Origin of the sequence: Streptomyces sp. ME02-8801-2C (assembly GCF_033793965.1) — a bacterium.
GTDB lineage: Bacteria > Actinomycetota > Actinomycetes > Streptomycetales > Streptomycetaceae > Streptomyces.
On record NZ_JARAXP010000011.1, the window covers coordinates 20,956 to 47,327 of the forward strand.

At 70.9% G+C, this 26,372-nt stretch carries 27 protein-coding genes; 13 read left to right on the top strand and 14 right to left on the bottom strand.

Annotation, left to right across the window (positions count from 1 at the left end; translation table 11 throughout):
* Positions 1–95 precede the first annotated feature (95 nt).
* Complete coding sequence (locus PV396_RS31175) at positions 96–692, top strand: transketolase (protein WP_319210358.1); 597 nt, start codon at positions 96–98, stop codon at positions 690–692.
* Here PV396_RS31175 and PV396_RS31180 read toward each other — a convergent pair.
* A complete protein-coding gene (locus PV396_RS31180) occupies positions 682–1,320 on the bottom strand; it encodes a rhodanese-like domain-containing protein (RefSeq protein WP_319210359.1) in 639 nt (212 codons plus the stop codon). The two genes, PV396_RS31175 and PV396_RS31180, sit on opposite strands and share 11 nt — an antisense overlap.
* Positions 1,321–1,395: 75 nt before the next feature.
* Here PV396_RS31180 and PV396_RS31185 point away from each other — a divergent pair, with 75 nt between their 5' ends.
* Complete coding sequence (locus PV396_RS31185) at positions 1,396–1,683, top strand: metal-sensitive transcriptional regulator (RefSeq protein WP_319210360.1); 288 nt, start codon at positions 1,396–1,398, stop codon at positions 1,681–1,683.
* 35 nt (positions 1,684–1,718) lie between these two features.
* Here the strand turns inward: PV396_RS31185 and PV396_RS31190 are convergent, their stop codons facing one another.
* Both PV396_RS31190 and PV396_RS31195 read right to left on the bottom strand, forming a co-directional pair.
* On the bottom strand, positions 1,719–2,465 hold the full coding sequence (locus tag PV396_RS31190) for a sulfite exporter TauE/SafE family protein (RefSeq protein ID WP_319210361.1): 747 nt from the start codon (positions 2,463–2,465) through the stop codon (positions 1,719–1,721).
* Positions 2,462–4,381: an MBL fold metallo-hydrolase gene (locus PV396_RS31195; RefSeq protein ID WP_319210362.1), complete on the bottom strand. Its 1,920-nt coding sequence runs from the start codon at positions 4,379–4,381 to the stop codon at positions 2,462–2,464. The genes PV396_RS31190 and PV396_RS31195 overlap by 4 nt, the downstream gene beginning before the upstream one ends.
* 262 nt (positions 4,382–4,643) lie before the next feature.
* On the opposite strand from PV396_RS31195, the gene PV396_RS31200 reads away from it, so the two are divergent.
* Both PV396_RS31200 and PV396_RS31205 read left to right on the top strand, forming a co-directional pair.
* Entirely contained in the window at positions 4,644–5,729 is a 1,086-nt protein-coding gene (locus tag PV396_RS31200; RefSeq protein WP_319210637.1) for an S-(hydroxymethyl)mycothiol dehydrogenase, read from the top strand.
* Complete coding sequence (locus PV396_RS31205) at positions 5,729–6,358, top strand: MBL fold metallo-hydrolase (RefSeq protein WP_319210363.1); 630 nt, start codon at positions 5,729–5,731, stop codon at positions 6,356–6,358. Before PV396_RS31200 ends, PV396_RS31205 begins: the two co-directional genes overlap by 1 nt.
* Before the next feature lie 87 nt (positions 6,359–6,445).
* Here PV396_RS31205 and PV396_RS31210 read toward each other — a convergent pair whose 3' ends face one another.
* Genes PV396_RS31210 through PV396_RS31220 form a run of 3 tightly spaced genes read right to left on the bottom strand, consistent with a single transcriptional unit; the run spans position 6,446 to position 9,252 of the window.
* The gene (locus tag PV396_RS31210; protein WP_319210364.1) at positions 6,446–7,168 is read right to left on the bottom strand and encodes an FAD:protein FMN transferase; all 723 of its coding nucleotides are present in this window, start codon (positions 7,166–7,168) and stop codon (positions 6,446–6,448) included.
* A 4-nt stretch (positions 7,169–7,172) separates the two neighbouring features.
* On the bottom strand, positions 7,173–7,904 hold the full coding sequence (locus PV396_RS31215; RefSeq protein ID WP_319210365.1) for an FMN-binding protein: 732 nt from the start codon (positions 7,902–7,904) through the stop codon (positions 7,173–7,175).
* Positions 7,905–7,914: 10 nt separating this feature from the next.
* Positions 7,915–9,252 (bottom strand): ferric reductase-like transmembrane domain-containing protein, encoded by a 1,338-nt coding sequence (locus tag PV396_RS31220; RefSeq protein ID WP_319210366.1) that lies wholly within the window; start codon positions 9,250–9,252, stop codon positions 7,915–7,917.
* A 151-nt stretch (positions 9,253–9,403) separates the two neighbouring features.
* Between PV396_RS31220 and PV396_RS31225 the strand changes: the two genes are divergently transcribed.
* The 3 genes from PV396_RS31225 (at position 9,404) to PV396_RS31235 (ending at position 12,343) form a co-directional block, all read left to right on the top strand.
* Positions 9,404–10,102, top strand: coding sequence for a response regulator transcription factor (locus PV396_RS31225; protein WP_319210367.1), 699 nt, complete (start codon positions 9,404–9,406; stop codon positions 10,100–10,102).
* Between the two features lie 77 nt (positions 10,103–10,179).
* Positions 10,180–11,613, top strand: a complete 1,434-nt coding sequence (locus PV396_RS31230; RefSeq protein WP_319210639.1) for a HAMP domain-containing sensor histidine kinase — start codon at positions 10,180–10,182, stop codon at positions 11,611–11,613.
* Between the two features lie 85 nt (positions 11,614–11,698).
* Positions 11,699–12,343: an NAD(P)H-dependent oxidoreductase gene (locus tag PV396_RS31235; RefSeq protein WP_319210368.1), complete on the top strand. Its 645-nt coding sequence runs from the start codon at positions 11,699–11,701 to the stop codon at positions 12,341–12,343.
* Positions 12,344–12,383: 40 nt separating this feature from the next.
* Here PV396_RS31235 and PV396_RS31240 read toward each other — a convergent pair whose 3' ends face one another.
* A complete protein-coding gene (locus tag PV396_RS31240) occupies positions 12,384–12,977 on the bottom strand; it encodes a TetR/AcrR family transcriptional regulator (protein ID WP_319210369.1) in 594 nt (197 codons plus the stop codon).
* A 22-nt stretch (positions 12,978–12,999) separates the two neighbouring features.
* Positions 13,000–15,072: a discoidin domain-containing protein gene (locus PV396_RS31245; protein WP_319210370.1), complete on the bottom strand. Its 2,073-nt coding sequence runs from the start codon at positions 15,070–15,072 to the stop codon at positions 13,000–13,002.
* 386 nt (positions 15,073–15,458) lie between these two features.
* Between PV396_RS31245 and PV396_RS31250 the strand changes: the two genes are divergently transcribed.
* Together PV396_RS31250 and PV396_RS31255 are read left to right on the top strand one after the other, a co-directional pair.
* Positions 15,459–16,658: an NAD(P)/FAD-dependent oxidoreductase gene (locus PV396_RS31250; RefSeq protein WP_319210371.1), complete on the top strand. Its 1,200-nt coding sequence runs from the start codon at positions 15,459–15,461 to the stop codon at positions 16,656–16,658.
* 159 nt (positions 16,659–16,817) lie between these two features.
* On the top strand, positions 16,818–17,813 hold the full coding sequence (locus PV396_RS31255) for an RNA polymerase sigma-70 factor (RefSeq protein ID WP_319210372.1): 996 nt from the start codon (positions 16,818–16,820) through the stop codon (positions 17,811–17,813).
* Here PV396_RS31255 and PV396_RS31260 read toward each other — a convergent pair.
* The 5 genes from PV396_RS31260 to PV396_RS31280 form a co-directional block, all read right to left on the bottom strand.
* On the bottom strand, positions 17,800–18,753 hold the full coding sequence (locus PV396_RS31260; RefSeq protein WP_319210373.1) for an alpha/beta hydrolase fold domain-containing protein: 954 nt from the start codon (positions 18,751–18,753) through the stop codon (positions 17,800–17,802). The two genes, PV396_RS31255 and PV396_RS31260, sit on opposite strands and share 14 nt — an antisense overlap.
* 96 nt (positions 18,754–18,849) lie before the next feature.
* On the bottom strand, positions 18,850–19,659 hold the full coding sequence (locus tag PV396_RS31265; protein ID WP_319210374.1) for an SAM-dependent methyltransferase: 810 nt from the start codon (positions 19,657–19,659) through the stop codon (positions 18,850–18,852).
* 34 nt (positions 19,660–19,693) lie between these two features.
* Positions 19,694–20,281: a hypothetical protein gene (locus PV396_RS31270; RefSeq protein WP_319210375.1), complete on the bottom strand. Its 588-nt coding sequence runs from the start codon at positions 20,279–20,281 to the stop codon at positions 19,694–19,696.
* A 268-nt stretch (positions 20,282–20,549) separates the two neighbouring features.
* Complete coding sequence (locus PV396_RS31275) at positions 20,550–20,795, bottom strand: DUF397 domain-containing protein (protein ID WP_319210376.1); 246 nt, start codon at positions 20,793–20,795, stop codon at positions 20,550–20,552.
* Between the two features lie 3 nt (positions 20,796–20,798).
* Positions 20,799–21,665 (bottom strand): helix-turn-helix transcriptional regulator, encoded by an 867-nt coding sequence (locus tag PV396_RS31280; protein WP_319210377.1) that lies wholly within the window; start codon positions 21,663–21,665, stop codon positions 20,799–20,801.
* A gap of 253 nt (positions 21,666–21,918) precedes the next feature.
* On the opposite strand from PV396_RS31280, the gene PV396_RS31285 reads away from it, so the two are divergent.
* The 4 genes from PV396_RS31285 (at position 21,919) to PV396_RS31300 (ending at position 25,649) form a co-directional block, all read left to right on the top strand.
* Positions 21,919–23,373, top strand: coding sequence for a hypothetical protein (locus PV396_RS31285; RefSeq protein WP_319210378.1), 1,455 nt, complete (start codon positions 21,919–21,921; stop codon positions 23,371–23,373).
* Positions 23,374–23,583: 210 nt separating this feature from the next.
* Positions 23,584–24,003, top strand: coding sequence for an ATP-binding protein (locus tag PV396_RS31290; protein ID WP_319210379.1), 420 nt, complete (start codon positions 23,584–23,586; stop codon positions 24,001–24,003).
* Between the two features lie 49 nt (positions 24,004–24,052).
* The gene (locus PV396_RS31295) at positions 24,053–24,625 is read left to right on the top strand and encodes a DUF6624 domain-containing protein (protein ID WP_319210380.1); all 573 of its coding nucleotides are present in this window, start codon (positions 24,053–24,055) and stop codon (positions 24,623–24,625) included.
* Positions 24,626–24,683: 58 nt separating this feature from the next.
* Positions 24,684–25,649 (top strand): SDR family oxidoreductase, encoded by a 966-nt coding sequence (locus tag PV396_RS31300; protein WP_319210381.1) that lies wholly within the window; start codon positions 24,684–24,686, stop codon positions 25,647–25,649.
* A gap of 22 nt (positions 25,650–25,671) precedes the next feature.
* Here PV396_RS31300 and PV396_RS31305 read toward each other — a convergent pair whose 3' ends face one another.
* Positions 25,672–26,250, bottom strand: a complete 579-nt coding sequence (locus PV396_RS31305; protein WP_319210382.1) for a hypothetical protein — start codon at positions 26,248–26,250, stop codon at positions 25,672–25,674.
* Positions 26,251–26,372: the final 122 nt, after the last annotated feature.

Below are 26,372 nucleotides of genomic sequence, written 5' to 3' on the forward strand. Positions count from 1 at the left end.
CCCAGGGAATCCGAAACAGGTGGACGGGGTGCGACCGCCCCTTATTTTAATGAATTCCTCATGCTTTGCATCAGGCTCTTACCCAGGAGGACTCCGTGCATTCCGACATGCTGCTCGCCGCCGCCGACGCCCTGCCGCTCCCGGGGCGTGACGAGGTCCGCCCGGACGCCCAGGTCCTCGTCGGCTTCGGTGTGCCGGGAGAACTCGCCAGGTTCGCCGCCCGTCCCGACTGGACCGTGTACGCCCCGGGCCACGCGGAGGAGGCGCGCCAGTCCGTACTGGCCGCCACGGCGCGTGCTGAGCGCGCGTACATCCATGTGTCCGCCGAGTCCAACGCCGAACCGCGGCGCGGCGCGACAGACGGTTTCCAACTGATCCGGGATGGAGGCGCCGGTGTGGTCCTCGCGGTGGGTGCCACACTCGACCCGGTGCTGCGGGCCACGGCCGGGCTGGACCTCGCCGTCCTCTACACGGCCGTCGTCCGCCCCTTCGACGAGGTCGGGCTGCGCACCGCCGTGCTCGCCGCGGAGCACGCCGATGTGGTCCTGGTGGAGCCCTGCCCACGCGGCACCTCGGCCCATCACATCGCCGGCACGCTCGTCCACGTACCGCACCGGCTGCTCGCCCTCGGTGGCCCGGACGGCCTGGACGAGAGTGAACTCGCCCGGGCCGTCCGGGACTTCATGCGCTGACGTCCGTGACGCGGTCGACCGCTGCGGCGGACCCCATGGACTCACCGCGCTTCCGGGGCCGCCGCGCGAGCGCGGTGAGGGTGGCGTCGAGGTCGGCGGGCCGAGGCCGGTTGTGCGGCAGCTTCGCCAGCAGGTGGGCCATGCCGCAGGTGTTGCTGACGGCCGAGAACACGAGACCGCCCGCGACACCTGCGGACACCAGTCGCAAGGCGGGGTGCACGCGGCCCAGCCCCAGGCCCGCGAGGACGAGGCCGCCTGCGGCGAAGCGGACCTGACGCTCCATGGACCAGGTGGCGCGGGCCTCGGTCGCGGGGTGCTGCAGCTCAAGGCCCCGCTCCTGCCATCCCTGGGTGCCGCCGGTGAGGGTCAGCGCCGGGACGCCGTTGTCGGCGAGGACGGAGCGCGCGGACTCGGAGCGGGCGCCGGAGGCGCAGACGACGAGCAGTTCACGCTCGTCCGCCGCCTCCTTGAGGGCGGGCAGTGCGCGGCGGAGGTGGTCCAGGGGGATGTTGAGGGCGCCCGGCAGATGCCCGGAGGCATACTCGCCCGGGGTGCGGACATCGACGACGGTCAACTGCGGCAGGCGGATACGGGCCTGGTCGGTGTCGAGGGCGACGGAAGCGGCCATGAGTGGCTGGGATCCTTTCGTGGGGTGGACCTCGGGGGAGGTAAAATACCCCCAAGGGTATATAGAGGAGTGATTGTGGAACTGCAGTTCGAGGGCGATGAGCTCAAGTCGGTGCTGAACCGGTTGCGCCGGGCGCAGGGGCAGATCTCCGGTGTGATCAGGATGATCGAGGAGGGCCGCGACTGCGAGGAGGTCGTCACCCAGCTCGCCGCCGCCTCCCGCGCCCTGGACCGGGCGGGCTTCGCCATCATCGCGACCGGACTCCAGCAGTGCCTGACCGACGTGGAGGCGGCCGAGCGGAACGGCGAGACGAAGGAGCAGATGCGGGCCCGGCTGGAGAAGCTGTTCCTGTCGCTGGCGTAGGCAAGTTCGAGGGGTGAGCGGCGGGCGACCGGTGCTCACACCATCGCGTCGGCCAGCATGAGCAGCGCCACCCCCAGCAGCACCCAGGCGAAGATCCGCTGAAGCCGGCTCCCCGATACGCGGCCCGCGAGCCGCTTGCCGTCCCACGCGCCGAGGATCGCGGCCGCCGCGAAGGGCGCGACCAGCGCCCAGTCGACACGGGCCGCCGTACCCGCCCGTGCCAGCAGTGCGGCCAGCGAGTTGACGGTGATGACCAGCAGGCTCGTCCCGACGGCGGCCCGCATGCGCAGCCCCACGACGTTCACCAGCGCCGGTACGGCGAGAAAACCGCCGCCCACACCCAGCACCCCGGTGACCGCCCCCAGGCCCGCGCCCGCCTGAGCGACCTGAACCGGCCGCACCGGCACTCCCTCCAGTACGGAGACGGAAGGGCGCAGCATGCGGTACGAGGCAAGCCCGGCGACCACCGCGAACGCGCCGGTCAGCAGGGCGGACGGCACATACCCGCTGACCGCCCCGCCGAGCGTCGCGGGCACCAGCCCCGCCGCCGCGAACACGGCCCCGGCCCGCCACTCGACGGTGTCCGCACGGGCGTGCGCGGCCAGCGCGGTGGCGGAGGTGACGGTGACGATGGCCAGGCTCGCGGTGGTGGCCGCGGCCGGGGTGAACCCGAGCAGATAGATCAGCGCGGGCACGGCCAGCACGCTGCCACCACCCCCGAGTGCCCCCAGCGCGAGACCGGTCACGGCCCCGGCGACCAGGGCGAGAACGTACGCACTCACGTCGCTGGTCCGCCATTGCCGCGAGACTCCGTCGGTGGCCGGCTCGTGGTTGTGGTCGGTCGTCCCGAGTCGGCCCGCGCCTCACTGGTGGTCGTCGGCGGTCGGCCCCTGTCCGCACCCGGTCCGTCCCCGGTGGTCACCGGCAGGCCGGCTTCCGTCCACGCCCGCATCCCGCCGATCACGTCCGCGACCTCCGCGCCGCGCGCCGTGAGCAGTGCCGCCGCCTCCCGGGAGCGCTTGCCGGAGCGGCAGATCGCGATCAGCGGACGCCTCTGCGTGGACCCCGGCAGCAAGGCGCCCGCGGCCAGCGCCGACAGCGGGGCGTGCACCGCCCCGACGGCATGCCCGGCCTCCCACTCCCGGGCCTCACGGACGTCCAGAAGTACGGCCGCCCTGTCCGCGCCGATCAGCTCGAGGGCCTCGGCCGGAGTGACCCTGGCCATGGGGAGCCCCGCTTCACGGGCGGCCGCGAAGCCGTCGTCGACGGCGACCACGACGCGCCCAGCGGCGTCCAGCAGCGAGGCGGCGATCGCGGCCCGCATGCCACCCGCGCAGTGCACCCACACCGTCCCGTCGGGTATCTCCGCGAGCCGGTCGCGCACCTCGTGGAGCGGAATGTGCAGCGAACCCGCGATGTGGCCACCGGCACGCTCGGAGTCGCGCCGCACGTCCAGGACCACGACCTCCCCGCGCCCCTCCTCCGCCCGGGCGGTGTACGAGGTGTGCGGGTGTTCGGCAGGGCGTGGACGGGCGAGGCGGGTGCCCGTGGCAGCGGCCGGCCGGGCGGTGTCGGCGGATGCCGACGTCTCCTCGCTGACACCGAGTTGTCGGGCCAGGTCGGCGAACGTGGCGCGCGGGAATGTGCGCGGTTGCTCGCCCGGGCGTAGCCAGGCGGCGGGGGATCCCGTCGAGGCGGTGGCCGGGCGGTCGATGCCGACCCGCACCAGTTCCCTCTGCGCGTCCGTCAGTTGAGCCGCCGACTCGGCCAGCAGCGTCACCGGCCTGCCCCACGGAAGCAGCCACGCCAGATAGGTGGCGAGCTGTCCCGTCGCCTCGAAGTTGACCGACCCGGCGACATGCCCCTCCGCGAACGCGACCCGGTTGCGCAGATCCACCACCCACTCCCCGGCGGCAAGCCGCGCCGCGATCTCCACGGCGTCCGCCGGGGCCGGCGGTGTCAGGTCGACGGGCGCGGGGCCCGCGGAGTTCACCGGGCCCATGTGGGCGTAGTACGCGGGCACGTCGTCGAGCCCGGCGAGCAGTTCTGTGACGAACGCGTCGGCGTCCTTGACCAGCGCCTCGTTCACCACGCGTTCCCGGCCGATGGTCGTGGCGTCGCCCGTGGCCGTCCCGGCGGAGCAGAAGCTGCCGAAGCCGTGCGTGGGCAGCACCGCCGTCTCGTCCGGGAGCTCGGCGGCCAGCCGGTGCGCCGACTCGTACTGCGCCCGGGCCAGCCCCCCGGTCAGCCTCGGCTCGACCAGGTCCGGCCTCCCGACCGTGCCGATCAGCAGCGAACCCCCGGTGAACACGGCCACGGCCGCGCCGTCCTCCTCGAGAACGTACGCGGTGTGGTGCGGGGTGTGCCCGGGAGTGGCCAGCGCGCGCAGCACCAGCCCGTCGTCGATCTCCACGCTGTCCCCGTCCGTGACCGGCACCCTGTCGTACGCGACCCGCGCACCGGCCGGGACGAGGTAGGCGGCGCCGGTGATCCGGGCCAGCTCCAGGCCGCCGGTGACGTAGTCGTTGTGGACGTGCGTCTCGACGACGTGCGTGACGCGCACACCCCGCCGGGCGGCCGCCTCGATCACCCGGTCGATGTCCCGGGGCGGATCGATGACGACGGCCCGACGCGGCCCACCCGCCAGATAGCCGCGGTTGCCCAGTCCCGGCATGTCGATGCGGTCGACGAAGTGCATGGCGGCACTCCTCCCTCTGCTCGTGAAGCCACGGTGAACCCCTCGGAGGTTCTCGGAGGTCCTCGGAGGTTCTCGGAAGTCCTGGGACGTCCTGCGAACCCCATCGCGGGAATTACCCCGGGGGGTATATTCACCACCGTAGCAGAGGTACCCCCGGGGGTATTCTGATCCCAGGCGCCACCGTGGACGTGCCGTTACCGATCGGTCGCACGTAGGGTCGGAGCGAAGAACCGAACATTGGCCGATGGAAGGGTTCAGCACCATGGCGCAGGAAGTACGCGGCGTGATCGCACCGGGCAAGAACGAACCGGTGCGGGTCGAGACGATCGTCGTGCCGGACCCCGGTCCGGGCGAGGCCGTCGTCCAGATCCAGGCGTGCGGGGTGTGCCACACGGACCTGCACTACAAGCAGGGCGGGATCAACGACGAGTTCCCCTTCCTGCTCGGCCATGAGGCGGCCGGTGTCGTGGAGTCGGTGGGGGAGGGGGTCACCGATGTGGCTCCCGGTGACTTCGTGATCCTCAACTGGCGTGCCGTGTGCGGGAATTGTCGGGCGTGTCTGCGTGGGCGCCCCTGGTACTGCTTCAACACGCACAACGCCAAGCAGAAGATGACCCTGCTCGACGGCACCGAGCTGTCGCCGGCGCTGGGGATCGGCGCCTTCGCCGAGAAGACCCTCGTCGCGGCCGGCCAGTGCACCAAGGTCGACCCCTCGGCCTCCGCTGCCGTAGCCGGGCTGCTCGGCTGCGGTGTGATGGCCGGAATCGGCGCCGCCATCAACACCGGGAACGTCGGCCGTGGTGACACGGTGGCCGTCATCGGCTGCGGCGGCGTGGGCGATGCGGCGATCGCCGGTGCCAACCTCGCGGGAGCCGCGAAGATCATCGCCGTCGACATCGACGACCGGAAACTGGCCACCGCCCGCACGATGGGCGCCACCCACACGGTCAACTCCAAGGAGACCGACCCCGTCGAGGCGATCCAGGAACTGACCGGCGGCTTCGGCGCCGATGTCGTCATCGAGGCGGTGGGCCGCCCGGAGACGTACAAGCAGGCCTTCTACGCCCGTGACCTCGCCGGGACCGTGGTCCTGGTCGGTGTGCCGACGCCGGACATGAAGCTCGAGCTGCCCCTGATCGACGTCTTCGGGCGCGGCGGCTCGCTCAAGTCGTCCTGGTACGGCGACTGCCTGCCCTCCCGCGACTTCCCGATGCTCATCGACCTGCACCTCCAAGGCCGCCTGGACCTCGCGAAGTTCGTGACGGAGACCATCCAACTCGACGAGGTGGAGAAGGCGTTCGAGCGGATGCACGGCGGCGACGTACTGCGCTCGGTGGTGGTGCTCTGATGGCCGCACGCATCGAACACCTCGTCACTTCCGGGCAGTTCAGCCTCGACGGCGGCACCTGGGACGTCGACAACAACGTGTGGATCATCGGCGACGACCACGAGGTGATCGTGATCGACGCCGCCCATGACGCCGACGCCATCGCGACGGCCGTCGGCGACCGGCGCCTGACCGCCATCGTGTGCACCCACGCCCACAACGACCACATCGACGCCGCCCCCGAACTCGCCGCGCGCACCGGCGCCCCGATCCTGCTCCACGGCGACGACCTGCCGCTGTGGAAGCAGACCCATCCCGACCGGGATCCGGACGCCCGGCTGGCCGACGGTCAGGTGATCGAGGTCGCCGGCGCCGAGCTGACGGTCCTGCACACACCCGGACACGCACCGGGCGCGGTCTGCCTGTACGCCCAGGACCTCGGCACCGTCTTCACGGGCGACACCCTCTTCAACGGCGGCCCGGGTGCCACCGGCCGCTCCTACTCCCACTTCCCGACGATCATCGACTCGATCCGGGACCGGCTGCTCGCCCTTCCGGCCGGGACGAAGGTCCTCACCGGGCACGGCGACTCCACCACCATCGGGGCCGAGGCGCCGAGCCTGGAGGACTGGATCGCCCGGGGCCACTGACTCCGCGGACCCGGACACGCCTGTGGGCGCCCACCGCCGAGACGGAGGGCGCCCACACGGACGTACACGGCGAACGAGTGCGATCGGTCAGGCGGCGACGGGCAGTCCCGGAGTCCGGAAGACCTGGCGGTCGGCGTCGACGGCGAACACCTCGCAGCCCTTGCGGGCGGCCGCCCAGTCGATGCCCTCGGCGCCCATCGCGAACGCCGCCGTCGCCGTGGCGTCCGCCTCGGTGAGCGTGGGCGCGACGACGGTCAGGCTCAGCAGCCCGGTCGCCGGCCGGCCGGTGCGGCCGTCGAGGATGTGGTCGCCCCGCTCGTAGCGGGCGGAGGTCGCCACACCCCCGTCGGTGAGCTCCAGGACGGCGCACAGCTGGTCGGCGTGCTCGGGATGCCGTACCCCCACCCGCCAGGGGCGCCCGGCGGCGACCACGTCACCGCCGGCGTTCAGGCAGTACGTCCGTACGCCGGCCGCCTCCAGTCGATCCGCCGCCCGCTGCACCGCCCAGCCCTTCACCATGGCGCACGGATCGAGGCCCCGGCCGGGCAGCCGTACGTCGAAGGCGCCCCGGGTCGCGACCCGGTACTCCTCGCACAGGCCGAGCACCTCGGTGAGGTCCGCGCTCAGCTCGCCGTACCCCAGCTCGCCCCGGTCGAGGCGGGACACCTCGCTGTCGGGCTTGAAGGGGCTGAAGCGCGCGTCGACCTCGTGGAGCCAGGCGAACACGGCGTCCGCCGCCCCCGTGGGAGGTTTCTCGTCCTCGATCAGCAGCGAGATCGGGAACCCCATGATGTGTTCGACGCGCCGCATCCGCTCAGCCCTTCGCGTCGATGGCGGCCTGGAGGGACTCCTTGTAGCCGCCGCTGGTGATGGTGGCGCCGGAGACCGTGTCGATGTCGGCGCTCTGCGCGGCCAGGGTCTCCGAGATCAGGACCGGGACGGCGGCCGTGGTCTGCGGGTGGTTCGGCTGCTGGAGCATCTTCACGGACGCGATCTTGTCGCCCTCGAAGGTCACCTCGACCTGCACGGTGCCCTTCTCGGTGTCCACCGCGGTCCCGGACACGACCTTGGACGCGGAGGCGGCGGCCCCGGACGACGGGGTGGACGCGGCGGGCGACGGGGCCGCCGCGGCCGAGTCGGCCCGGTCGTCGATGGCGGCCTGGAGGGACTCCTTGTAGGCGCCGCTGGTGATGGTGGCGCCGGAGACGGTGTCGATGTCGGCGGTCTGTGCCGCCAGCGTCTCCTTGATGAGGACCGGCACGGCGGCGGTGGTCTGCGGGTGGTTCGGCTGCTTCAGCATCCGCACCGAGGAGATCTTCGAGCCCGCGAACGTCACCTCGACCTGGACGTCACCCTTCTCGGTGTTCACCGTGGGACCGGTGAACACCGAGGACGAGGAACCGCCGGACCCCGAGGACGAGGAGGAAGACGACGAGGTGGACGGCGTCGAGGCCGCCGAGGACGTGATGCCCAGGGACGGCTCGTAGAGCCAGACGGGGACCAGGCCCGCCACGCTCAGGACCAGTACAGGCAGTGCTCGTTTCACGACGTTCCTCTTATCCGGCCAGGCTGAAGCGCTCGAAATGGGTCTGCGATTTGGGCACGCCCAGTTCCCGCAGGTTGCGCAGCACCGCGTTCATCATGGGCGGCGGGCCGCACAGGAAGACGTCCCGTTCCGTGATGTCCGGCACCAGCGCGGCCAGCTCGGCCGGGGCCAGCAGGTCGGGGACGACGGGCCCGCTCACCAGGTGCAGCTCGGCGCCCTTGGCGTGGGCGATGTCCCGCAGCTCCTCGTACAGGACGGCGTCCTGGTCCCTGCCCACCCGGTAGATGACCACCGCGTGGCCCTGGATCTCCTCCAGGAGCGCGCGGATGGGCGTGACGCCCACCCCGCCCGCGATGAGGACGGACTCCGGCCGGGTGCGGTGCATCGCGGTGAAGGCGCCGTACGGGCCCTCGGCGAAGACACGGGTGCCCACCGGGATGTGGCGGAGGGCGGCGGTGCCGTCGCCGGCCACCTTCGCGGTCAGCCGCAGCGACTTGCCGTCGGGTGCCGCCGACAGCGAGAACGGGTTCGCCTGCCACCAGCGGTCCTTGGTGAGGAACCGCCACAGGAAGAACTGGCCGGCGCGGGCGGGCAGCTTGTCGAGGTCGCGGCCCGTCATGTAGATCGACACGACGTTGTCGGCCTCGGGGACGACCGCCGAGACACGCAGCTGGTGGCGGAGGTTCCTGCGCAGCGGCAGCACCACCCGGCCCAGGAACACCGAACCGAGGGCCACGCCCCACAGGGCCCACCAGTACGTGGTGGCGGCGGGCGACGAGGTGAACGTCGTACCGACCCCGACCTGGTGGGTGAACGCCAGGACCACCGCCACATACGTGTACAGGTGGATGAAGTGCCAGGTCTCGTAGGCGAGGCGGCGGCGGGCGTAGCGTGCGGAGACCGCGCCGATGATCATGATCAGGACCAGGGCGACGATCGCGCGCAGCACGCCCTCGGTGGTCTCGGCCAGCTCCACCAGCTCGTCGATCGGGCCCAGGGAGGTTCCCTCGGCGTAGCCGAAGGTGATGAACACCGCGTGGGCCAGCAGGGTCCACAGCAGACCGAAGCCGACCCAGCGGTGCCAGGAGGTCAGCCGGTCCATGCCGATGCGGTGGTCCAGCCACGGCAGCCGCGCCACCAGGACCAGCTGGAAGGCCATGAAGAGCGCGCCGTACAGGCCGGCGAGCCGGCCCAGCACGATCAGCGCGTTCGAGGCGAAGCCTGCCTGGGCGAAGAAGACGGTCACGACGGCCACATTGGCGGCCAGCACGGCGTACAGGCCGGTGCGGGCCACCACTTTGGGTCGTATCGCCGTGGGGGGCGCGGGAGGCGATTGGACGGTCGTCACGGATGGTGCTCCTTGATCGGGTCCTGGGACCACCGAGCATGACCGACCGTAGCTGTCATTCACCTGTCGTTGGACTTTCAAGTTCTTATCGATCGCGCGTAGGAAGGGAGGGAGGTGTGGCGTCGCGGGCGGCGTGCAGCAGTATGAGCACGTGGAAAAAGTACGACTTCTAGTCGTGGACGATGATCCGCCCATCGCCGACCTGGTCGCGACCGTCGCCCGCTACGAGGGCTGGGAGGCGGTCACCGCGTACTCCGGCGAGGACGCGCTGAGCAGGGCCGCCGAGTTCCGCCCCGACATCGTGGTGCTCGACCTGATGCTCCCCGGCCTCGACGGCTTCGCCGTGCTCGACCGGCTGCGGCTGTCGGGCACGATGGTGCCCGTGGTCTTCCTCACCGCCCGCGACGGAGTCGCCGACCGGGTCGCCGGACTCACCCGGGGCGGCGACGACTACCTGGTGAAACCTTTCGCCGTGGAGGAGCTGATGGCACGGCTGCGGACCGTACTGCGCCGCAGCGCCGGTCCCGCCTTCCAGCGGTCCGTGCTCCAGGTGGCCGACCTGACCATGGACGAGGACACCCGCGAGGTCCGCCGCGGCGACAAACGCCTCACCCTCACCCCCACCGAGTACGAGGTGCTGCGCTACCTGATGCGCAAGTCACCGACCGTGCTCACCAAGGCGCAGATCCTCGACCACGTCTGGGAGTACGGCTTCGGCGGCCGGTCCAACGTCGTGGAACTGGTCGTCAGCCGGCTGCGCCGCAAGCTCGACGACCCCGACCAGCACGACGAACCGCTGATCCACACCGTGCGCGGCGTCGGCTACGTGGTCCGGCAGGTCGGCGAGTGAAGCGCGTGGTCCACACGATCCGCCGCTGCCGGGAGCACTACCGCAGGCTGCGGCTGGGCACGCGGCTGGCACTCGGCATGGGCGTCCTCGCGCTGGGCGTGTTCGCCGTCGTCGGCGCGTCGCTCTCGATGTACATGCGGGAGTACCTGGAACGCCAGCTCAGCGACCAGATGGCGCTCGTCCAGACGAGCCAGTCCAAGGACGTCGAGGATTACGGCAGCGTGCAGGGCAAGCCGTACTGGGGCTGGTACACCGCCTCGTACGCGGTGTCCGGCCCCAAGCCCGTGCTGCGTCAGCCGGCCGACGTGCCGCCCGACTCCGCCCAGCTCCTCGCCACCGCCGCGACCCTGCGGGCCTCCGGCACCGACCCCGTCCTGCGCACCGCGCGCATCGACGGGGAGGCCTACCGGCTGCGCGCCTGCGAGGTCGAGGACGGGATCGTCCTCGTCACCGCGGCCCCCATGGACGACATCGAAAACACGATGGACCGGCTGGTCACGGTCCAGGTCGTCGCCTTCGCGCTCGCCCTCCTCGGCCTCGTGATTCTCGGCCGCGCGGTGCTGCGGCGCGGCCTGAGACCCCTCAGCGACATGGCCCACACCGCCCGCGGCATCACCTCGCACGACTTCACCGACTCCGCCCGGCTCCCCGTACGCGCCGACCGCGGCAACGGCGGCCCGGAGGTCGAGGAACTGCGCACCGCGTTCAACACCATGCTCGAACACATCGACGACTCCCTCGCCGTGCGCACGCAGGCCGAACAGCGCCTGCGCCGCTTCGTCGCCGACGCCTCGCACGAACTGCGCACCCCTTTGATGTCGGTACGGGGCTACGCGGACCTCTTCCAGTACGCCGCCGCCAACGAGCCGGGCGAACGGGAGAAACACCTGGCCCGGCTGCGCGCCGAGGCGGCCCGGATGGGCGTCCTCCTCGACGACCTGCTGCTCCTCGCCCGGCTGGACGCCGCCCAGGTCGAGGCACCGCTGCGCCTGGAGGACACCGACCTGGTGGAACTGGCCGCCCAGGCGGCGGACGCCTTCCGCGCGGGCCACCCGGCCCATCCGCTGACACTGACGGCCGCGCCCAAGGAACTGCGGCTGCGCCTCGACCCACTGCGCATCCGGCAGGTCCTGGACAACCTGCTGACCAACGCGGCCGTGCACACACCCGCCGGAACAGCGGTGACGGTGGACGTGATGGTGGAGCACACCGGCCACCGTGAGAGCGGCGGCGCAGGCGGCGACAACAGTGCCCACGGCTACGCGGTGGTCCGGGTCGCCGACGCGGGCCCCGGCATCCCGGCCGCCGACAGGGACCGGGTCTTCGACCGCTTCTACCGCGTCGACAAGGCCCGCAGCCGCGACCGCGGCGGCAGCGGCCTGGGCCTCGCCGTCGCGCTCTCCCTGGCCCGGGCACACGGCGGCACCCTCGACGTGACCAGCGGCCCCGGCTCCACCGCCTTCACCCTGCGCATCCCACTCGACAGAACGGACCGCCCGCTGAACACCTGAACAGCTGAACACCTGGGAAAGCAACGCGAACAGAACGACTCGGTCCGAACGGCTCGGCACGGACGACCTGAGGAGACCCCCCACTGTGAACGTACTGATCGTTTTCGCCCACCCCGAACTCTGCTCATTCAACGGCGCGTTGAAGGTCAGAGCCGTGGAGGTCCTGAAGCGGGCCGGGCACGAGGTCGTGGTCAGCGACCTCTACCGGCTCGGCTGGAAGGCCACCGTCGACGCCGACGACTTCCCGGGAGTCTGGACCGACCCGGACTTCCTGGACGTGGCCGTCGAACAGGAACGCGTGTCGGCGGCGCGGGAGACCCCGCCCGACATCCTCGCGGAACAGGAGAAGGTCGCCCGGTGCGATCTGCTGATCCTCCACTTCCCGCTCTGGTGGTCCGGAATGCCGGCCATCCTCAAGGGCTGGATCGACCGCACGATGGCCCGCGGCTTCGCCTACGGAGAGGGACGCGCCTACGACACCGGGCCCCTGAAGGGCAGACGCGCCCTGGTCTGCACGACCACGGGCACCCCCACGGGCCTGTACGACCCCCACAGCACCGACGACGACCTGGACCGCGTCCTGTGGCCCATCCACCACGGCATCCTGCGCTGCCTGGGCTTCGACGTCCTGCCGCCGTTCGTCGCCAGGGCCCCGGGGGAGGCGTCGGCGAAACAGCGGGAGGAGTACCTCACGGAGTACGCCGAGCGGCTGCTGGCGGTAACCCGGTAGGCGCTGACCCAGAAGAGAGTCCGGGCCGATCCCGCACGGGCTACTCCTTCACCAGGGCGGCGACATGGTCGGTGACCGTGTCGATGATGTCCCCGCTGGCCTTCTCGTCGCCGAGGGCAAGGAAGTTGAGCGTCAGCCCGTCCGTCATGGCCGCCAGATAGCCGGCCAACACCGGTACGGGCACGCTCAGTTCGAAGCCCATGCTCTCGCGCAGCTGCTCCAGCAGTTCGGCGTACGTGTCGGTGTACAGCGTGTACTGCCGACGGGCCAGATGCGCGAACTCCGGCTCGCGCAGGGCGTACTGGGTGAGTTCGTAGGTCAGCATGTGCTCGCCGGGATGGGCGGCCACATGGTCCCAGTACGCCCTGAAGCCCGCCCTGATCGTCTCCTGGAGAGTGGCCTGCGGCTGGATCGCCGCACGCACCACCCCCACCGTGTGATCCATGATCGTCGTGATGACCGACTCGATCAGGGCCTGCTTGGAGTCGAAGCAGTAGTGGAAGACGCTCAGTGACACGCCCGCCTCGGCCGCGATGGACCGGGTCGTCGTCCTGGGGACGCCGTCCCGGGTCATCGCGCGAATGGCCGCCTCGGTCAGCTGCCGGCGTCGCTCGGCCGACGGCTTGCGTGCCATGAACTCCCCCTAGGTACGGAACTCAGGTGCCGTAGACACCCACTTCGTAGAGTGAGTATCCCCAGTCCGTGCCCCGATCCAGTCCGTGGACGCGCACATAGCGGGCGGGTGTTCCCGCGAACTGTGCCGTGTCCAGGCCGCCGTCGCCGACGGTCGTGGACCACGCGGTGTGCCAGGTCGTGCCGTCGGTGGAGAGCTCGATGCGGTACGACTTGCCGAACGCCCTCTCCCAGTCGAGGGTGACCCGCTTGACCAGGTTCGTCGAACCGAGGTCGAGCTGCAGCCACTGGTCGTCGCTCCAGTCGCTCGCCCAGCGGCTGCCCGCGTCGCCGTCCACGGCGCGGCCCGGCTGGTAGCTGGTGACCGGGTTCGACTCGGACGAACTGGCCGTCGCGGACACGCCCTTGGCGAGGTTCACCCCGGCCTTGTGGGCCTCCGAGGCACCCCAGGTGTCGAGGTAGGACTCCGCGCCGCGGAACAGGTCACCCACCGCGTCCGCGCCGCCGACCTGCCGGATGTCCTGGATCCAGTCCGGGATCAGGCCGACGTGCGCGGCACCGTCCGTATTGATGTCCCAGGTGCGCGAACCCGTGGTCTGCCGGTTGATCACCGAACCGCCGTCGACACTGGTGAAGGGGTACGTCACCGCCGTACCGGTGTTCGTGCCGCGCGGGGCGGGGTGGTCACCGATGCCGTTGAAGTCGGTGCCGTAGCCGTACCCCTTGTTGTACTTGCTGCGCAGGGCGTCGGTGCGGGCGGCCTCCGCGACGAACTCCTTGGAGGAGTGCATGTACTGGGCGATGAACCCGCCGAGACGGTAGACGCGGTCGGTCCAGTTGAGGTCCATCCAGCTGTGCGAGGAGAGCACCCCGGGGTAGGCCTCGGCCTCGAAGATGTCCATCGCCTGGCCGGCGGCCTTGACGCCCATGTGGTCGATCTCGAGCATCATCTTGCGCTTCATCATGCCGCGCACCGCGTACTCGCCGAGATCGGTGAGCCCGCGCTTGTTGCACTGCGCGTCCGAGGGGTACGTCGGCAGCTCGGTGCCCTCCGGCAGTTCCTCGGTCGCGTTGGTCGCCGTCGCACCGCCGATGGGGTTGTCGTGCATCGCGGTCGTGCACTTCTCCGTCTGCCAGAAGGTGCCCGTCGACAGGAACTGGCCGACGTTGATCGCCGTACCGAGACCGTCCTCGTCGAACCGCACTCCGCACAGCGCGTTGTCGAACTTGTGGCACAGGAACATGCTGCGCACACCCAGGTCGTACAACTCGTCGAGGCCCTTGTCGATGTCGGCCTTGCCGCACTGCGCGATGTCCAGGATCTGCTTGCAGCCGAAGGGCTCGGACGTCTCGACGCCCAGCACGACCGCCAGCTTGCCCTGCTTGATCACCTCACGCGCCTGGGCGCTGTCGGTGACGATCCGGAACCAGCCCTTGCCGGTGCCGCCGTACTGCGCGTCGATGAAGTCCTGGAGCTGGTACGTCAGTTTCGCCTGGAGGCGGATCGACGTCATCTCGTCGCAGCTGCGGTCCTTGAAGAAGTAGACCGAGCAGATCACGCCGTTGGTGACCAGGTCGTTGACCAGCACCCGCTGACCGCCGCGCCAGGCCCGCTCGATCCAGGCGTAGTAGTTCGCCTGGTGGGTCATCGAGTCGTACGCGGGCCAGTCCTTGAACGTCGGGTAGCCGACCGGGTCGTGCTTGCCGTCACCGCCGTGGGTGATGTAGTCGAACACCGCGAAGGTGCCGTCGGGGTAGTGCTCGGGACAGTCCTTGAGCGCGTCGGCGATCCCGCTGGTGGAGAACACCTTCCCGCAGATGAGCCGTCCGCCGAAGGCCTCGTTGGAGAACAGGTGGTTGTGCGCGTCGACGAACCCCTGTACCTCGCCCTGGGAGTTGGTGCCCTTGAAGGGCTCACCCGTGACATTGATCTGGGAGTCGGGCGCAGGTCGCGCGGTCGGCGTCCACCAGTCGGTGCCGGCCGCCGAGCTGGGCCCGGTACCGAGCGTCAGCGCCAGCACGGCGAGCAGCAGGGACACCACGGTCAGGGGTCTGCGTCCGCGAGGCGGGCGAGGCGGAAAAGCAGGCTCGGTCATCGTTCACGTCCTCGCACAAGGGTTGTCATGACACGTGCAACTACGTGACGAGGATCGCTACAGCAGGGTGACGGAGTCAATAGTCCGGGACACTTGACCTGATAGCTGCGCTGGCAGCTGGTCCGGTGCACTGAGGACGACAGGCTCCTTTGAGGACGACCCGGCCCGCATTTCCAGCCCGTCCGGCGTTTGAGGACGAGGCCGTTCAGGCCGAAAGCGGGGGTCTTGGGGCGGCAGCCCCCAGGGATGGGACGGGTAGGGGCGGCGGGGGCGAAAAAATTCAGGGCGAACATCTGTCACAACCACGAACCGCCCGGTGTCTTAAGGCCGAACCCCTTTGAGGGGCCCCCGAGGGGCCCATCGCACCGTCCAAACGAGGAGACACCATGAGCGGGAACACCACGGTGATCGTGATCGGCGGCGGCTACGCCGGAGTCATGGCGGCCAACCGCCTGACGCAGCGCCCCGACGTCACCGTCACACTGATCAACCCCCGCCCCACCTTCGTCGACCGCATCCGCCTGCACCAGCTCGTGGCCGGCACCCACGACGCGGTCGCCGACTACGGCAAGCTCCTCGCCGAGAACGTCCGGCTGATGGTGGACACCGTGACGGAGATCGACGCGGCCGGACGCGCCGTGACGCTCGCCGGCGGAGGCACGGTCGCCTACGACTACCTGGTCTACGCGGTGGGCAGCGGCAGCGCCGACCCGCGCGTGCCGGGCGCCGCCGAGTTCGCCTACCCGATCGCCGGTCTGGAGGAGGCACAGCGACTGCGGCCGGCCCTCGACGCCGCCCCCGCCGGGGCTCCGGTGACGGTGGTCGGCGCAGGGGCGACCGGTATCGAGACCGCGGCCGAGCTCGCCGAGCAGGGCCGCACCGTGACCCTGGTGTGCGGGGGACTGCTCGGCCCGTCCCTGCATCCGCGAGCACGCCGCTCGGTGGCCAAGCAGCTCACCGCACTCGGGGTGAGCGTCCTCGACGGCCCGGACACGAAGGTCACGGCGGTGACCGGGGACGCCGTGCGGCTCGCCGACGGGCGAGAACTGCCGAGCGCGGTGACGGTCTGGACCGTCGGGTTCGGCGTACCGGACCTGGCCGCGCGCAGCGGCCTGCGCACCGACGCGCTGGGCCGGCTGCTCACCGACGAGACCCTGACGAGCGTCGACGACGAGCGCATCGTCGCGGCCGGGGACTCGGCCGCCCCGTCGGAGCTGCCGTACCGGATGAGCTGCCAGGCCGCGGTCCAACTGGGCCCGCAGGCCGCGCAGACGGTACTGAGCCGGATCGCGGGTGAGCAGCCCGCGTCCGTCGACGTGGGGTTCGTCGCCCAGTGCATCAGCCTGGGGCGGCACGGAGGTGTCTTCCAGCTCGCCGAGAAGGACGACAGCGTCAAGAAGTACTACCTCGGTGGTTGGTCGGGGGCGAAGATCAAGGAGCTCATCTGCAAGGGCATCCCCTGGCAGCTGTCGTACGAGGCGCGCAAGCCGGGTGCGCGTACGTGGTGGTCCAAGGACGCCACGCGTCGGCAGCGCGTCCAGGCCGTGCTCGGCCAGGAGCCTGCCGCCACCGAGCGAGCGGCCTGAGACGCTGCCCGGTGTGTCACGGCGGGACGCCGGGCAGTGTCCCCTGGTATTGATCGAACGCTGTCAAGAAAACGAAGAGGACCCTGTGGTGGAAGCACGCCCAAGAACCAGAACGGTCGGCAGACGGGGCCGCGGCCCGCGCCGGACAGGGGCGGGAACATGAGCGAGCCCACGACTCCTGAGCCTGCAGCCTCCGACCCCGTCACCCCCGAACCTGCGGCCGCCGAACCAACCGCCCCTGAACCCGGTTCCGCCGACCCCGTCACCCCCACCACCGACCCGGCGACCGACACCTTCATCGCCCACCGCAACCTGCTCTTCACCGTCGCCTACGAGATGCTCGGGTCGGCGGCCGATGCCGAGGACGTTCTTCAGGAGACCTGGCTGCGCTGGGTCAAGGTCGACCTCGAGCAGGTCAACGACCAGCGCGCCTATCTGGTCCGCATCACGACCCGGCAGGCCCTCAACCGGCTGCGCACGATGAGCCGCCGCAAGGAGGCCTACGTCGGCGAGTGGTTGCCGGAGCCGCTGCTCACCGCGCCCGACGTGGCCGAGGACGTCGAACTCGCCGAGAGCATCTCGATGGCCCTGATGCTCGTCCTCGAAACCCTGTCGCCGACCGAACGCGCCGTGTTCGTCCTCCGTGAGGTCTTCGACACCGGCTACGACGAGATCGCCGCCGCCGTGGACAAGAGCCCAGCGGCCGTCCGCCAGATCGCCCACCGTGCCCGCCGGCACGTCGACGCCCGGCGCCCCCGCCACTCGGTGTCCCCGGACGAGAGCCGGGCCGTCCTGGAATCGTTCCAGCGCGTACTGGAGACCGGGGACCCGCAGACCCTCCTGGCCGTACTGGCCCCCGACGTCGTCATGGTGAACGACGGTGGCGGCATCAAGCAGGCCGCGCTGCGGCCCATCAACGGCGCCGTGAAGGTGGCCCGCTTCCTGGTCGGTGTCCTCGGCAAGAACACGAGCCCGGTCACCGTCGCCCCCACCGTGGTCAACGGCGGCTTCGCACTTCTCGTACGCCTGGACGGCGAGCTCGACGGGATCCTGGCGATGCGCGTCGAGGACGCGCGCGTCACCGGCCTCTACTACGTGCGCAACCCCGAGAAACTGACCCGGGCCGAGACGGAGACCCCGCTCACCCTGCGCTGACGTCAGCCGTGGCCTGCCGGATGTGCCGGGAGACGAAGGCGTAGATCTCCCGGCCCCTCTCGTCGTCGTTCAGGTCGTAGCCGTGGTCGACCCCCGCCACGTCGTGGTGCTCCACCAGCGAGCCCACCTGGCGGAGCCGCTCGGCGTAGCGCAGGCCCTCCGCCCGGAGCCGGTCGTGGGCGGCCGTGATGATCAGCGCCGGGGCGATGCCCTTGAGGTCCGCGGTCTCCTTCGGGTGGGCGGGGGAGACCAGGCGGTCGGTGCGCCGGAGCGGGTCGGGCACGTACGCGCTGTCGAACACCTCGCCCATCCACGGGCGCAGCATCGGCTTGGCTATGGCCGCCCGCTTGTCCTTCGCGGCGGTCGCCAGGTCGAGCGGCGGGTAGTGCAGGACCTGGAGGGCGATGGCGGGGCCCTGCTCCTCCAGGGCCTGCCGGGCCACGGCCGCCGCGAGACCGCCGCCGGCGCTCTGCCCGCCCACGGTGAGCCGGGTGCCGTCCCATCCGTGCGCGGCCCCGTTCTCGGCGATCCACCGGACCACTTCGTACGACTGCCGGGGCGGGGCCGGGAACGGGTACTGCGGGGCGACGACGTAGTCGACGTTGACGACCACCACGCCCGCCAGCGCCGCGACGGCCCGGCAGAAGGCGTCGTCCGTCTCCGTCAGCGCCATGACGAACCCGCCGCCGTGGAAGTTGACGTGGACCGGCGGGGCCGGGTCCTCGGCGCCCTCGACCGGGGGCCGGTAGACCACGACCCGGGCCGGGGCGACGGAGGTCGGGATCGTCAGCCCGCTTGTCGCACGAGGGAACTCGGGAAGGCGGGCATGGAACGCGGCAGTGGAACCCTGCCCGCCGGACCGACGGTCCGCCAGTGTGAGGACACGCTGCATCGTCTTGGCGACGAGGGAGGCCACCGCTGGCCTGGCCAGGAGGGACATGCGGTTCCGTTCGGTCGGGCTATTGCCAGGAATCCTGTCGATCGACAGGCTGACATTCAACACGACCACCCGGTACGAAGGAAGTAAAGGAAGTGGCTACGCTTTGTACGCGATCCCCCCGTACACATCCGTCGGCTCCGGCGAGGTGCCGGGCTCCGGGCGCCACAGGGGGCAGGAGACGATGCCCGGCTCCAGCAGCTCCAGACCCTCGTAGAGCGCGGACAGCTTGTCGGGACTGCGCAGCACGTACGGGACCGCGCCCGTGTCGTCGTACCCCTGTTGCGCCCGCTTGAGCTCCTCGTCGGTGTCCGTGCTGTCGTAGTGCACGAAGTAGCTGCCCGGGGGAAGGGCGGCCTGGAGGCGGCGCGTGATCGACTTGGCCTCCTCCCAGTCCTGGATGTGGCCGAGGATGCCCATCAGCATCAGTGCCACCGGCTTGTCGAAGTCCAGGAACGTACGGGCCGTCTCGATGATCTTCTCGGGCTCGCGCAGATCCGCGTCCACGTAGTCCGTGGTGCCCTCGGGGGTGCTGGTGAGCAGGGCCTGGGCGTGCCGCAGCACGAGCGGGTCGTTGTCGACGTAGACGATGCGCGACTCGGGGGCCACCTTCTGGGCGACCTGGTGCGTGTTGTCGTACGTCGGCAGGCCGGTGCCGATGTCGAGGAACTGGCGGATGCCGCGCTCTCGGGCCACGAAGGTGACCGTGCGGATCAGATAGACGCGTGAGGCGCGGGCCATCGCCTCGATGTTGGGGGCGATCTCGCGGTACTCGTCGCCCGCCTCGCGGTCGACCTCGTAGTTGTCCTTGCCTCCCATCCAGTAGTTCCAGATACGGGCGGAGTGCGGCACCGTGGTGTCGATCTTGGACAGGGCTTCCTGGTCGGGGGTGGACCGGCTGTCTGTCATCGGAGTTCTCCTGACTTGCCTCGCGCGGACATCGCTAACCTACCGTCAACTGTCTGGGCTGTTGCCGGAGTTGGGACTGTCGGTGCGCGGGTGCACGGATGCGGCGCGCCCGTTCGGTGACCACGTCCAGAAGGACGGGAGTGACGTGCACGTTCACCACGGGAACGTGCTGGGCGAGCGTCTCGAACACCCGGGCGTAGGCGAGCGCGGCGGCCGCGGCTTCCGACGCCTCGTCGCCGGACTCGCCGCAGTGTTCACCGCGGTGATCCCCGCCGTGTTCACCGCCGGTCAGATGGAGCATCGCACCCTCGCGTTCCGCGATCGCCTCGGCGAGGTCGAGTGCCTCGATCCAGGTCACCCGGGACCGTCCGCGACGTAGCGGCCCGTACACGAGTTCCCCGATGACACCGCCATCGATGACGAACCGGCCGGGCGCGGCCAGCAGTTCGCGGTACGGACGGGCGGGATCGAGGTGGTGCAGACCCGTCGGCGGTCGCTGTAACGGGAAGCCGAGCTGGGCCAGTCGGGTGAAAAGTCGGCCGCGGTGGACGCCCTCGTGGCCCTCGACGAACAGGGTTCGGTACGGCGCGACGGTCTCCGCGAGAGTCGGCGGAAGGTTCATCGCAGGGGCGTCCCCGCCCTGGGGGAGCGGCCCGGCAGGGGAGTGCCGGCACGTCCGGGCGGCATGGCTGGACCCGGGGCGCGAGGCGGCGTGTGCATGCCGCTCCCTTCGGAGTGGTGCGCGCACGGTCGTGCGCGCGTCCTGCGTCAACTCCCTCAGTGTGTACGGGACCTCCGCGCGGCGGCAGTGCGCGTGCGGGTTGTCCGGTTGTGCGGGTGTGGTGGCGCGCCGTACCGTTCGCGCCCAGGGTGCACGGCGGGCGGGGGTGTCAGGCGATCAGGAAGTCGGCCTGGCCGGACTTGGCGCCTTCCAGGAACGTCACCATCTCGTCCCGGGAGTAGACCAGCGCGGGCCCTTCGGGGTCCTTGGACTGCCGGAACGCGACACTGCCGTCGGGCAGCCGCTTGGCCTCGACGCAGCTTCCGCCGTTGGTGCCGCTCCAGGGCTTGTGCCAGCCCTCGCGGCCGAGTTCGGACGCGGGCATGCCGCTGTGGACGGGGTTGTCTGTTGCCATGGTTCACAACTCCTTACGCAGTGCTGCCAGGATTTCCCTGGTCCGAGCGACCGGCTCCGCCTGAACGGACATCCGGTCCAGTACCTCCAGGTACGTCACGACGTCGGCGGGCTGGTCAAAGTACTGCGCGCCGGCGAGGCTCTCCGTGTAGACGACATCGGGCAGTTCGGAGAAGCCGAAGCGGAAGTAGTGGAAGGGACCGAAGGCTCCGGGGTGCGGACCGGCGGTGAAGCGCATGATCTGGATCCGGACCTTCGGGTACTCCAACACCTCACTGAGGTGGTCGATCTGAGCCCGCATCACCTCGGCCCCGCCCACGGGCCTGCGCAACACGGTCTCGTCGAGGACGGCCCAGACGGCGGGCGCCTCGGGCTTGTCGAGCAGATCCTGGCGCTTCAGCCGCAGGGCGACCCGGCGCCGGATGTCCTCGTCACTCGCGTTGGGGAAGCCGATGCGCAGCAGCGCGGCGGCGTAGTCGTCGGTCTGCAACAGGCCGGGGACGTAGTGGGGTTCGTACAGCCGGATGACGGTGGCCTCGCTCTCCAGGCTGACATAGGCGCTGAACCAGTCCGGCAGCACATCGCGGTACGTGTACCACCAGCCCGGCTGGTTGGCCTCCCTGGCGAGGTGGAGGAAGTCGTCGATCTCCTTGGCCAGGACCCCGTAGGTGCGCAGCAACTCCTTCACGTAGGGGATGCGGAGGCCGACCTCGGCCTTCTCCATCCGACGGACCGTCAACGGCGTGACCTCGATCGCCCGTGCGGCGTCCTCGAACGACACACCCGCCCGCTCCCGCAGATGCCTCAGCCGCTTGCCGAGGACCATCCGAAGGACGGTGGGGGCACTTCCGCCTGAGCGGTTCTCGCTCACGTGGGACCTCCGGGGGACCGTCACAGCGGGCAGTGTGCCATGCCTTCGGTTGACACCGACAGGGCTTTGCGCTTCATTCTGAAATTATCAGAACGAAGGTTGCGAGCTGTGCCCGTCGGTCACCATAGTGATCGGGTGACCTACCGCACATCGCGCGGTGGTTCACCGAACCTCGTCCGGCTGCCGGGAAGTTGACGCCCCGGCAGATCGGGAGGGGTGCGAGGCCCCCACACCGACGTGATGCGAGACCTGGATGGCCGCCGTGACGAACGGACAACCGAGAAGCCCCGGCAAGGGCGCGGTCGGAGCCAACAAGGCGCTGGCGAACGCGCTCAAGGACGCCGGCTGTTCGTACGCCTCACTCGCGCACCGCGTCAACGAACTGGGCCGCCGTCAGGGCGTGGACACCAACTACGACAAGGCGTCCGTCACCCGCTGGCTCCAGGGCCAGCAGCCGCGGGGCGGTACACCGGAGTTGATCGCCGCCGTACTGTGCGAGCGCCTCGCCCGCACCCTCTCCCCGGCCGACCTCGGGTTCGCGCCCGACGCGCAACGCCCCGTCGTGGGCAGGGCACTCGTGTACGGCGACGACGTGGCGGAAACCCTGCACACCCTGGCGGAACTCGGATCCACCGACATCTCCCGGCGCACGCTCCTCGGTACCGTGCCCTTCGTCGCGGGCGCTCTGACGAACCCGCAGCGGGAGTGGCTGCTCTGGCTGTTGGAGAACGCGGCCCCCCTCGACACGGCCAGGGACACGGGCGGCGTCCGCCCCCCACTGGCCGTCGTGCCCCCTCCCGGCGCCGCCGGTCCCGTGGAGCAGGTCCACGCGATGATCGGCATGTTCGACGAGATGGACAACCACTACGGCGGCGGCGGGGTCCGCACCAGCATCGTGCACTACCTGACCACCGAGCTCATCCCCATGCTGCAGCAGCGCGGAGTCGCCCCGGCCCCGCTGCGCGAGCTGTTCGCCGCCGCGGCCCGCCTCGCGGCGATGGCCGGCTGGAGCTCGTACGACGCGGGGGAGTACGGGCTCGCGCAGCGTTACATGACGCAGGGGCTGAGGCTCTGCGCCGAAGGTCGTGACCGGGTGCTCGGCGGGCAGATCATGGCCGGCCTGTCCCACCTCGCGACCAGCCTCGGCCGTCCCGACGAGGGCGTGTGCCTGGCCCGGGCCGGCCTCGCCACGGCCAGGAGCGCCGGCAGCCCCCTCGGCCTGATGCGCCTGTACGCCATGTCCGCCCGGGGACACGCGGCGCTCGGCCGCGCCCGCGAGACGACCGACGCCCTGCGCGCGGCCGAGCAGCAGCTGGCCGCGAGCCGGGGAAGCGCCGAGGAGTCGCCCTGGGTGCGCTTCCTGGACCACCACTACCTGGAGGCGGAGTCGGCGCTGTGCTTCCGCGACCTGGGCTGGGCGGCACAGGCACAGGACACCGCGGAGCAGTCCGTACGCGCCCACGCCGACCGCCGCCGACGCCAGGCGATCAGCCGCTCGGTGCTGGCGACGGCCCATCTGCAGCAGCACCGTCTGGACGAGGCGCTCAGCACGGCGACGGAGGCCCTCGACGCGTTGAGCGGTGTCCACAGCGAACGCTCGATCCAGGCCCTGCGGGACTTCCGAGGCCGGCTCGGCCCGCACCGCGCCGAGCCGATCGTGCAGGAGTTCGAACGCAGGTCGCGGCCGGTCCTGGGAGCGGTGGCGTAGCCGGCGCCGACGTCACTACGCATATGCAACCGGACAACCCCCGCACTCCCTGGCCAGGCAGGCCGCCGGTGTTGTTGTCTTCGACAACAGCACCCGGCGCTCCGACGCACCGGAAGGATCCCCCGATGACGGCACCGACGGTACCCACGGCACCCACGGCGTCCCCACCACACTTACGCCCCCGGACGTGGACTACATGGTGAGGCTTCCTTGATCTCCCTCAGCAGGCCAAGCCTGTTCCAGGTCGCGGTGCCCGCGCACCCCTCGTGCGCGGCCCGGGTACGGCGCACCGTCGCCGCTCACCTCACCTTCTGGCACCTGTCCCATCTGCTCGACGACGCCGTTCTCGCGACGGACGAACTGTTCGCGAACGCCGTCTCGCACGCGGGCGCCGGTCCCGAGGACTCGGTCGTCATCGTGCTCGAGCACACCGAGCACGAACTGCGCGTCACCGTCTCGGACCCCTCACCCCTGCTGCCCCGGCCGCGCACACCCGGCGCGGCGGCCGAGTCGGGACGCGGACTGGCCATCGTCGCCGCGCTCGCGGACGACTGGGGCACAGCGCCGCCGAACCCGGGAACCCAGGGCAAGAAGGTGTGGTTCTCGCTGGTCGTCGGAGAGAAGACGTGAAGGGCGTCGGGGGCAGGAGAACGGAATCGGTATGAGGAGCGCACCGCCCATGGAGACCGCGCGAGACTCGGGGGCCGGGCCGGGACACACCGCCTTGGCCGCCGAACTGCTGCGCAGGGCCGAGGAGGACCAGCGGCTGACCAGACTGGCCCGGGAGACGCCCACGGCGCTCAACCGGCACTTCGTCACCCGGTGCCGCGGCGCCAACGCCGACGCCCTGCGGGCGGTGGTGGCCCGGCGCGGCTGGCCGGAGGCCGGTCAGGTCGGCGAGCGCGCCTCGACGGCCGCCCTGATGATCCTGCTGCACACCGCCGACCTCGGCTTCCAGCTCACCTGCCGTGACCTGATCGCGGAGGCCGTGGCGGACGGTGGCTGCCCGGCCGTGCACCACGCCTACATCGCCGACCACTGCGCGGTCGAGCTGGGCCAGCCGCAGTTCTACGGCACCCGCATCGACGCCGGCACCCTGTGTCCGTACCCCATCCGTCAACCCGAGACGGTCGAGGAACGCCGTCAGGACGTCGGCCTGGACCCGCTGGCGGAACAACTCCCCGCGCTACGGCATGTCGTGAGCGGAATACCCGACAAGGGATGTCCGGTATCGGCGTCACCCTGGACGTGACGCCGGTCCACCGACCGGGTCGGTCGGGCCACCGCTCACGCACGGAGGAGACACGAACATGCCGAGGACGACGGACAGCCCCCTGGACGGGCGGCGGGACGAGAGGGCTCCCGGCGGGCGACTGACCGGCCGGGTCGCGCTGGTCGCCGGGGCGACGCGTGGCGCCGGACGCGGTATCGCCGTGGAGCTCGGGGCCGCCGGAGCCACCGTCTACGTGACCGGCCGCAGCACCCGGCAGCGGCGCTCCGAGTACGACCGGCCGGAGACCATCGAGGACACCGCCGACCTGGTCACCGAGGCCGGCGGCCAGGGCATCGCCGTACCCACCGACCATCTCGACCCGGCGCAGGTCCGGGCGCTGGTGGACCGGGTCGCCGACGAGCAGGGCCGGCTCGACGTGCTGGTCAACGACGTCTGGGGCGGTGAGAAGCTCTTCGAGTGGGAGAGCCCGGTCTGGGAGCACGACCTCGACAACGGCCTGCGCCTGCTGCGACTCGCCGTGGAGACCCACGCGATCACCAGCCACCACGCCCTGCCCCTGCTGCTGCGCAACCCCGGTGGCCTGGTCGTCGAGATGACCGACGGCACCGCCGACTACAACCGCGCCAACTACCGCGCCACCTTCTTCTACGACCTGGCCAAGTCGTCCGTCCTGCGCATGGGTTTCGCCCTCGGCCAGGAACTCGGCCCGCGCGGCGCCACCGCCGTGGCCCTGACACCCGGCTGGCTGCGCTCCGAGATGATGCTGGAACACTTCGGCGTCCGCGAGGAGAACTGGCGGGACGCGCTGGAACGCGTCCCGCACTTCGCCATCTCGGAGACCCCGCGCTTCGTCGGCCGCGCCGTCACGGCCCTGGCGGCCGATCCCGACGTGGCCCGCTGGAACGGCGAGTCCCTCTCCAGCGGGCAACTCGCCCAGGTGTACGGCTTCACCGACCTCGACGGCAGCCGCCCGGACGCCTGGCGCTACATCGTCGAGGTCCAGGACGCGGGGAAGCCGGCGGACGCGAGCGGATACCGGTAGGAGCGGGCCAGGCCGGCTCGGGTCAACTGCGCCCGGTCGGGCTTCCCGCGTCCCCGGTGCTCCCGGAGAGCGGCCGGCCCGGCAGGACCGGCCAGCGGGCGGAGTGGCCCGGCGGCAGCGCCAGGTCGCCCCGTACGGCCGAGTAGTAGCCCTCGCGTCCGGCCCGCTGGCGCTCCAGCAGCGCCTGCCAGGCCTGCGGATCCGCTGTCCGGGCCCGCAGGAAGGCCTCCATCTCGAGCAGCGTGACCACCCACTCCCGGGCCTTCGCCACCACCTCGGGGGCGCCCAGCAGAAGCAGGGCTTCCCCGTACGGGTCCCGGGCGACGGTGGCCTCGGCGATGAGCGGTGCCGCCTCCTCGGGTGTCAGGGGATGCGGATGCGGGTCGTTGCCGAGGCTCGCCGCGACTCGGTAGGTCAGCGTGACCGACTGTTTGAGCGCCCGTGCGTACTCCGTGTACACCGCCAGCCGCCGCTCCTCCCAGCGCGCCTCCCGCTCGCGGCGGAAGCGGACCCGGTCCCCTCGCGCGACGGCCCAGTAGGAGCCGAGGGCGCCGATGACGACACCCATGAGAGCGGGGAGTTGCTGAATGAACGCGGACATGTTCGCCACGCTATCCGCCCAGTTGATCTCCCGGACAGCACGGTCGCCGACCTCGGGATTGTCACCGTTTCGTCCCGGCCCGGGCCGACCTACAACCGATCGGCCGCCGCACGGGTCTAGGA

What these genes read in the sequence shown, in the direction of transcription:
- PV396_RS31180 (WP_319210359.1), bottom strand. Translation starts at nt 1,320, where the DNA reads ATGGCCGCTTCCGTCGCCCTCGACACCGACCAGGCCCGTATCCGCCTG.
- PV396_RS31195 (WP_319210362.1), bottom strand. Translation starts at nt 4,381, where the DNA reads ATGCACTTCGTCGACCGCATCGACATGCCGGGACTGGGCAACCGCGGC.
- PV396_RS31200 (WP_319210637.1), top strand. Translation starts at nt 4,644, where the DNA reads ATGGCGCAGGAAGTACGCGGCGTGATCGCACCGGGCAAGAACGAACCG.
- PV396_RS31205 (WP_319210363.1), top strand. Translation starts at nt 5,729, where the DNA reads ATGGCCGCACGCATCGAACACCTCGTCACTTCCGGGCAGTTCAGCCTC.
- PV396_RS31210 (WP_319210364.1), bottom strand. Translation starts at nt 7,168, where the DNA reads ATGCGGCGCGTCGAACACATCATGGGGTTCCCGATCTCGCTGCTGATC.
- PV396_RS31230 (WP_319210639.1), top strand. Translation starts at nt 10,180, where the DNA reads ATGGGCGTCCTCGCGCTGGGCGTGTTCGCCGTCGTCGGCGCGTCGCTC.
- PV396_RS31240 (WP_319210369.1), bottom strand. Translation starts at nt 12,977, where the DNA reads ATGGCACGCAAGCCGTCGGCCGAGCGACGCCGGCAGCTGACCGAGGCG.
- PV396_RS31245 (WP_319210370.1), bottom strand. Translation starts at nt 15,072, where the DNA reads ATGACCGAGCCTGCTTTTCCGCCTCGCCCGCCTCGCGGACGCAGACCC.
- PV396_RS31250 (WP_319210371.1), top strand. Translation starts at nt 15,459, where the DNA reads ATGAGCGGGAACACCACGGTGATCGTGATCGGCGGCGGCTACGCCGGA.
- PV396_RS31255 (WP_319210372.1), top strand. Translation starts at nt 16,818, where the DNA reads ATGAGCGAGCCCACGACTCCTGAGCCTGCAGCCTCCGACCCCGTCACC.
- PV396_RS31260 (WP_319210373.1), bottom strand. Translation starts at nt 18,753, where the DNA reads ATGTCCCTCCTGGCCAGGCCAGCGGTGGCCTCCCTCGTCGCCAAGACG.
- PV396_RS31265 (WP_319210374.1), bottom strand. Translation starts at nt 19,659, where the DNA reads ATGACAGACAGCCGGTCCACCCCCGACCAGGAAGCCCTGTCCAAGATC.
- PV396_RS31270 (WP_319210375.1), bottom strand. Translation starts at nt 20,281, where the DNA reads ATGAACCTTCCGCCGACTCTCGCGGAGACCGTCGCGCCGTACCGAACC.
- PV396_RS31275 (WP_319210376.1), bottom strand. Translation starts at nt 20,795, where the DNA reads ATGGCAACAGACAACCCCGTCCACAGCGGCATGCCCGCGTCCGAACTC.
- PV396_RS31285 (WP_319210378.1), top strand. Translation starts at nt 21,919, where the DNA reads ATGGCCGCCGTGACGAACGGACAACCGAGAAGCCCCGGCAAGGGCGCG.
- PV396_RS31295 (WP_319210380.1), top strand. Translation starts at nt 24,053, where the DNA reads ATGGAGACCGCGCGAGACTCGGGGGCCGGGCCGGGACACACCGCCTTG.
- PV396_RS31300 (WP_319210381.1), top strand. Translation starts at nt 24,684, where the DNA reads ATGCCGAGGACGACGGACAGCCCCCTGGACGGGCGGCGGGACGAGAGG.
- PV396_RS31305 (WP_319210382.1), bottom strand. Translation starts at nt 26,250, where the DNA reads ATGTCCGCGTTCATTCAGCAACTCCCCGCTCTCATGGGTGTCGTCATC.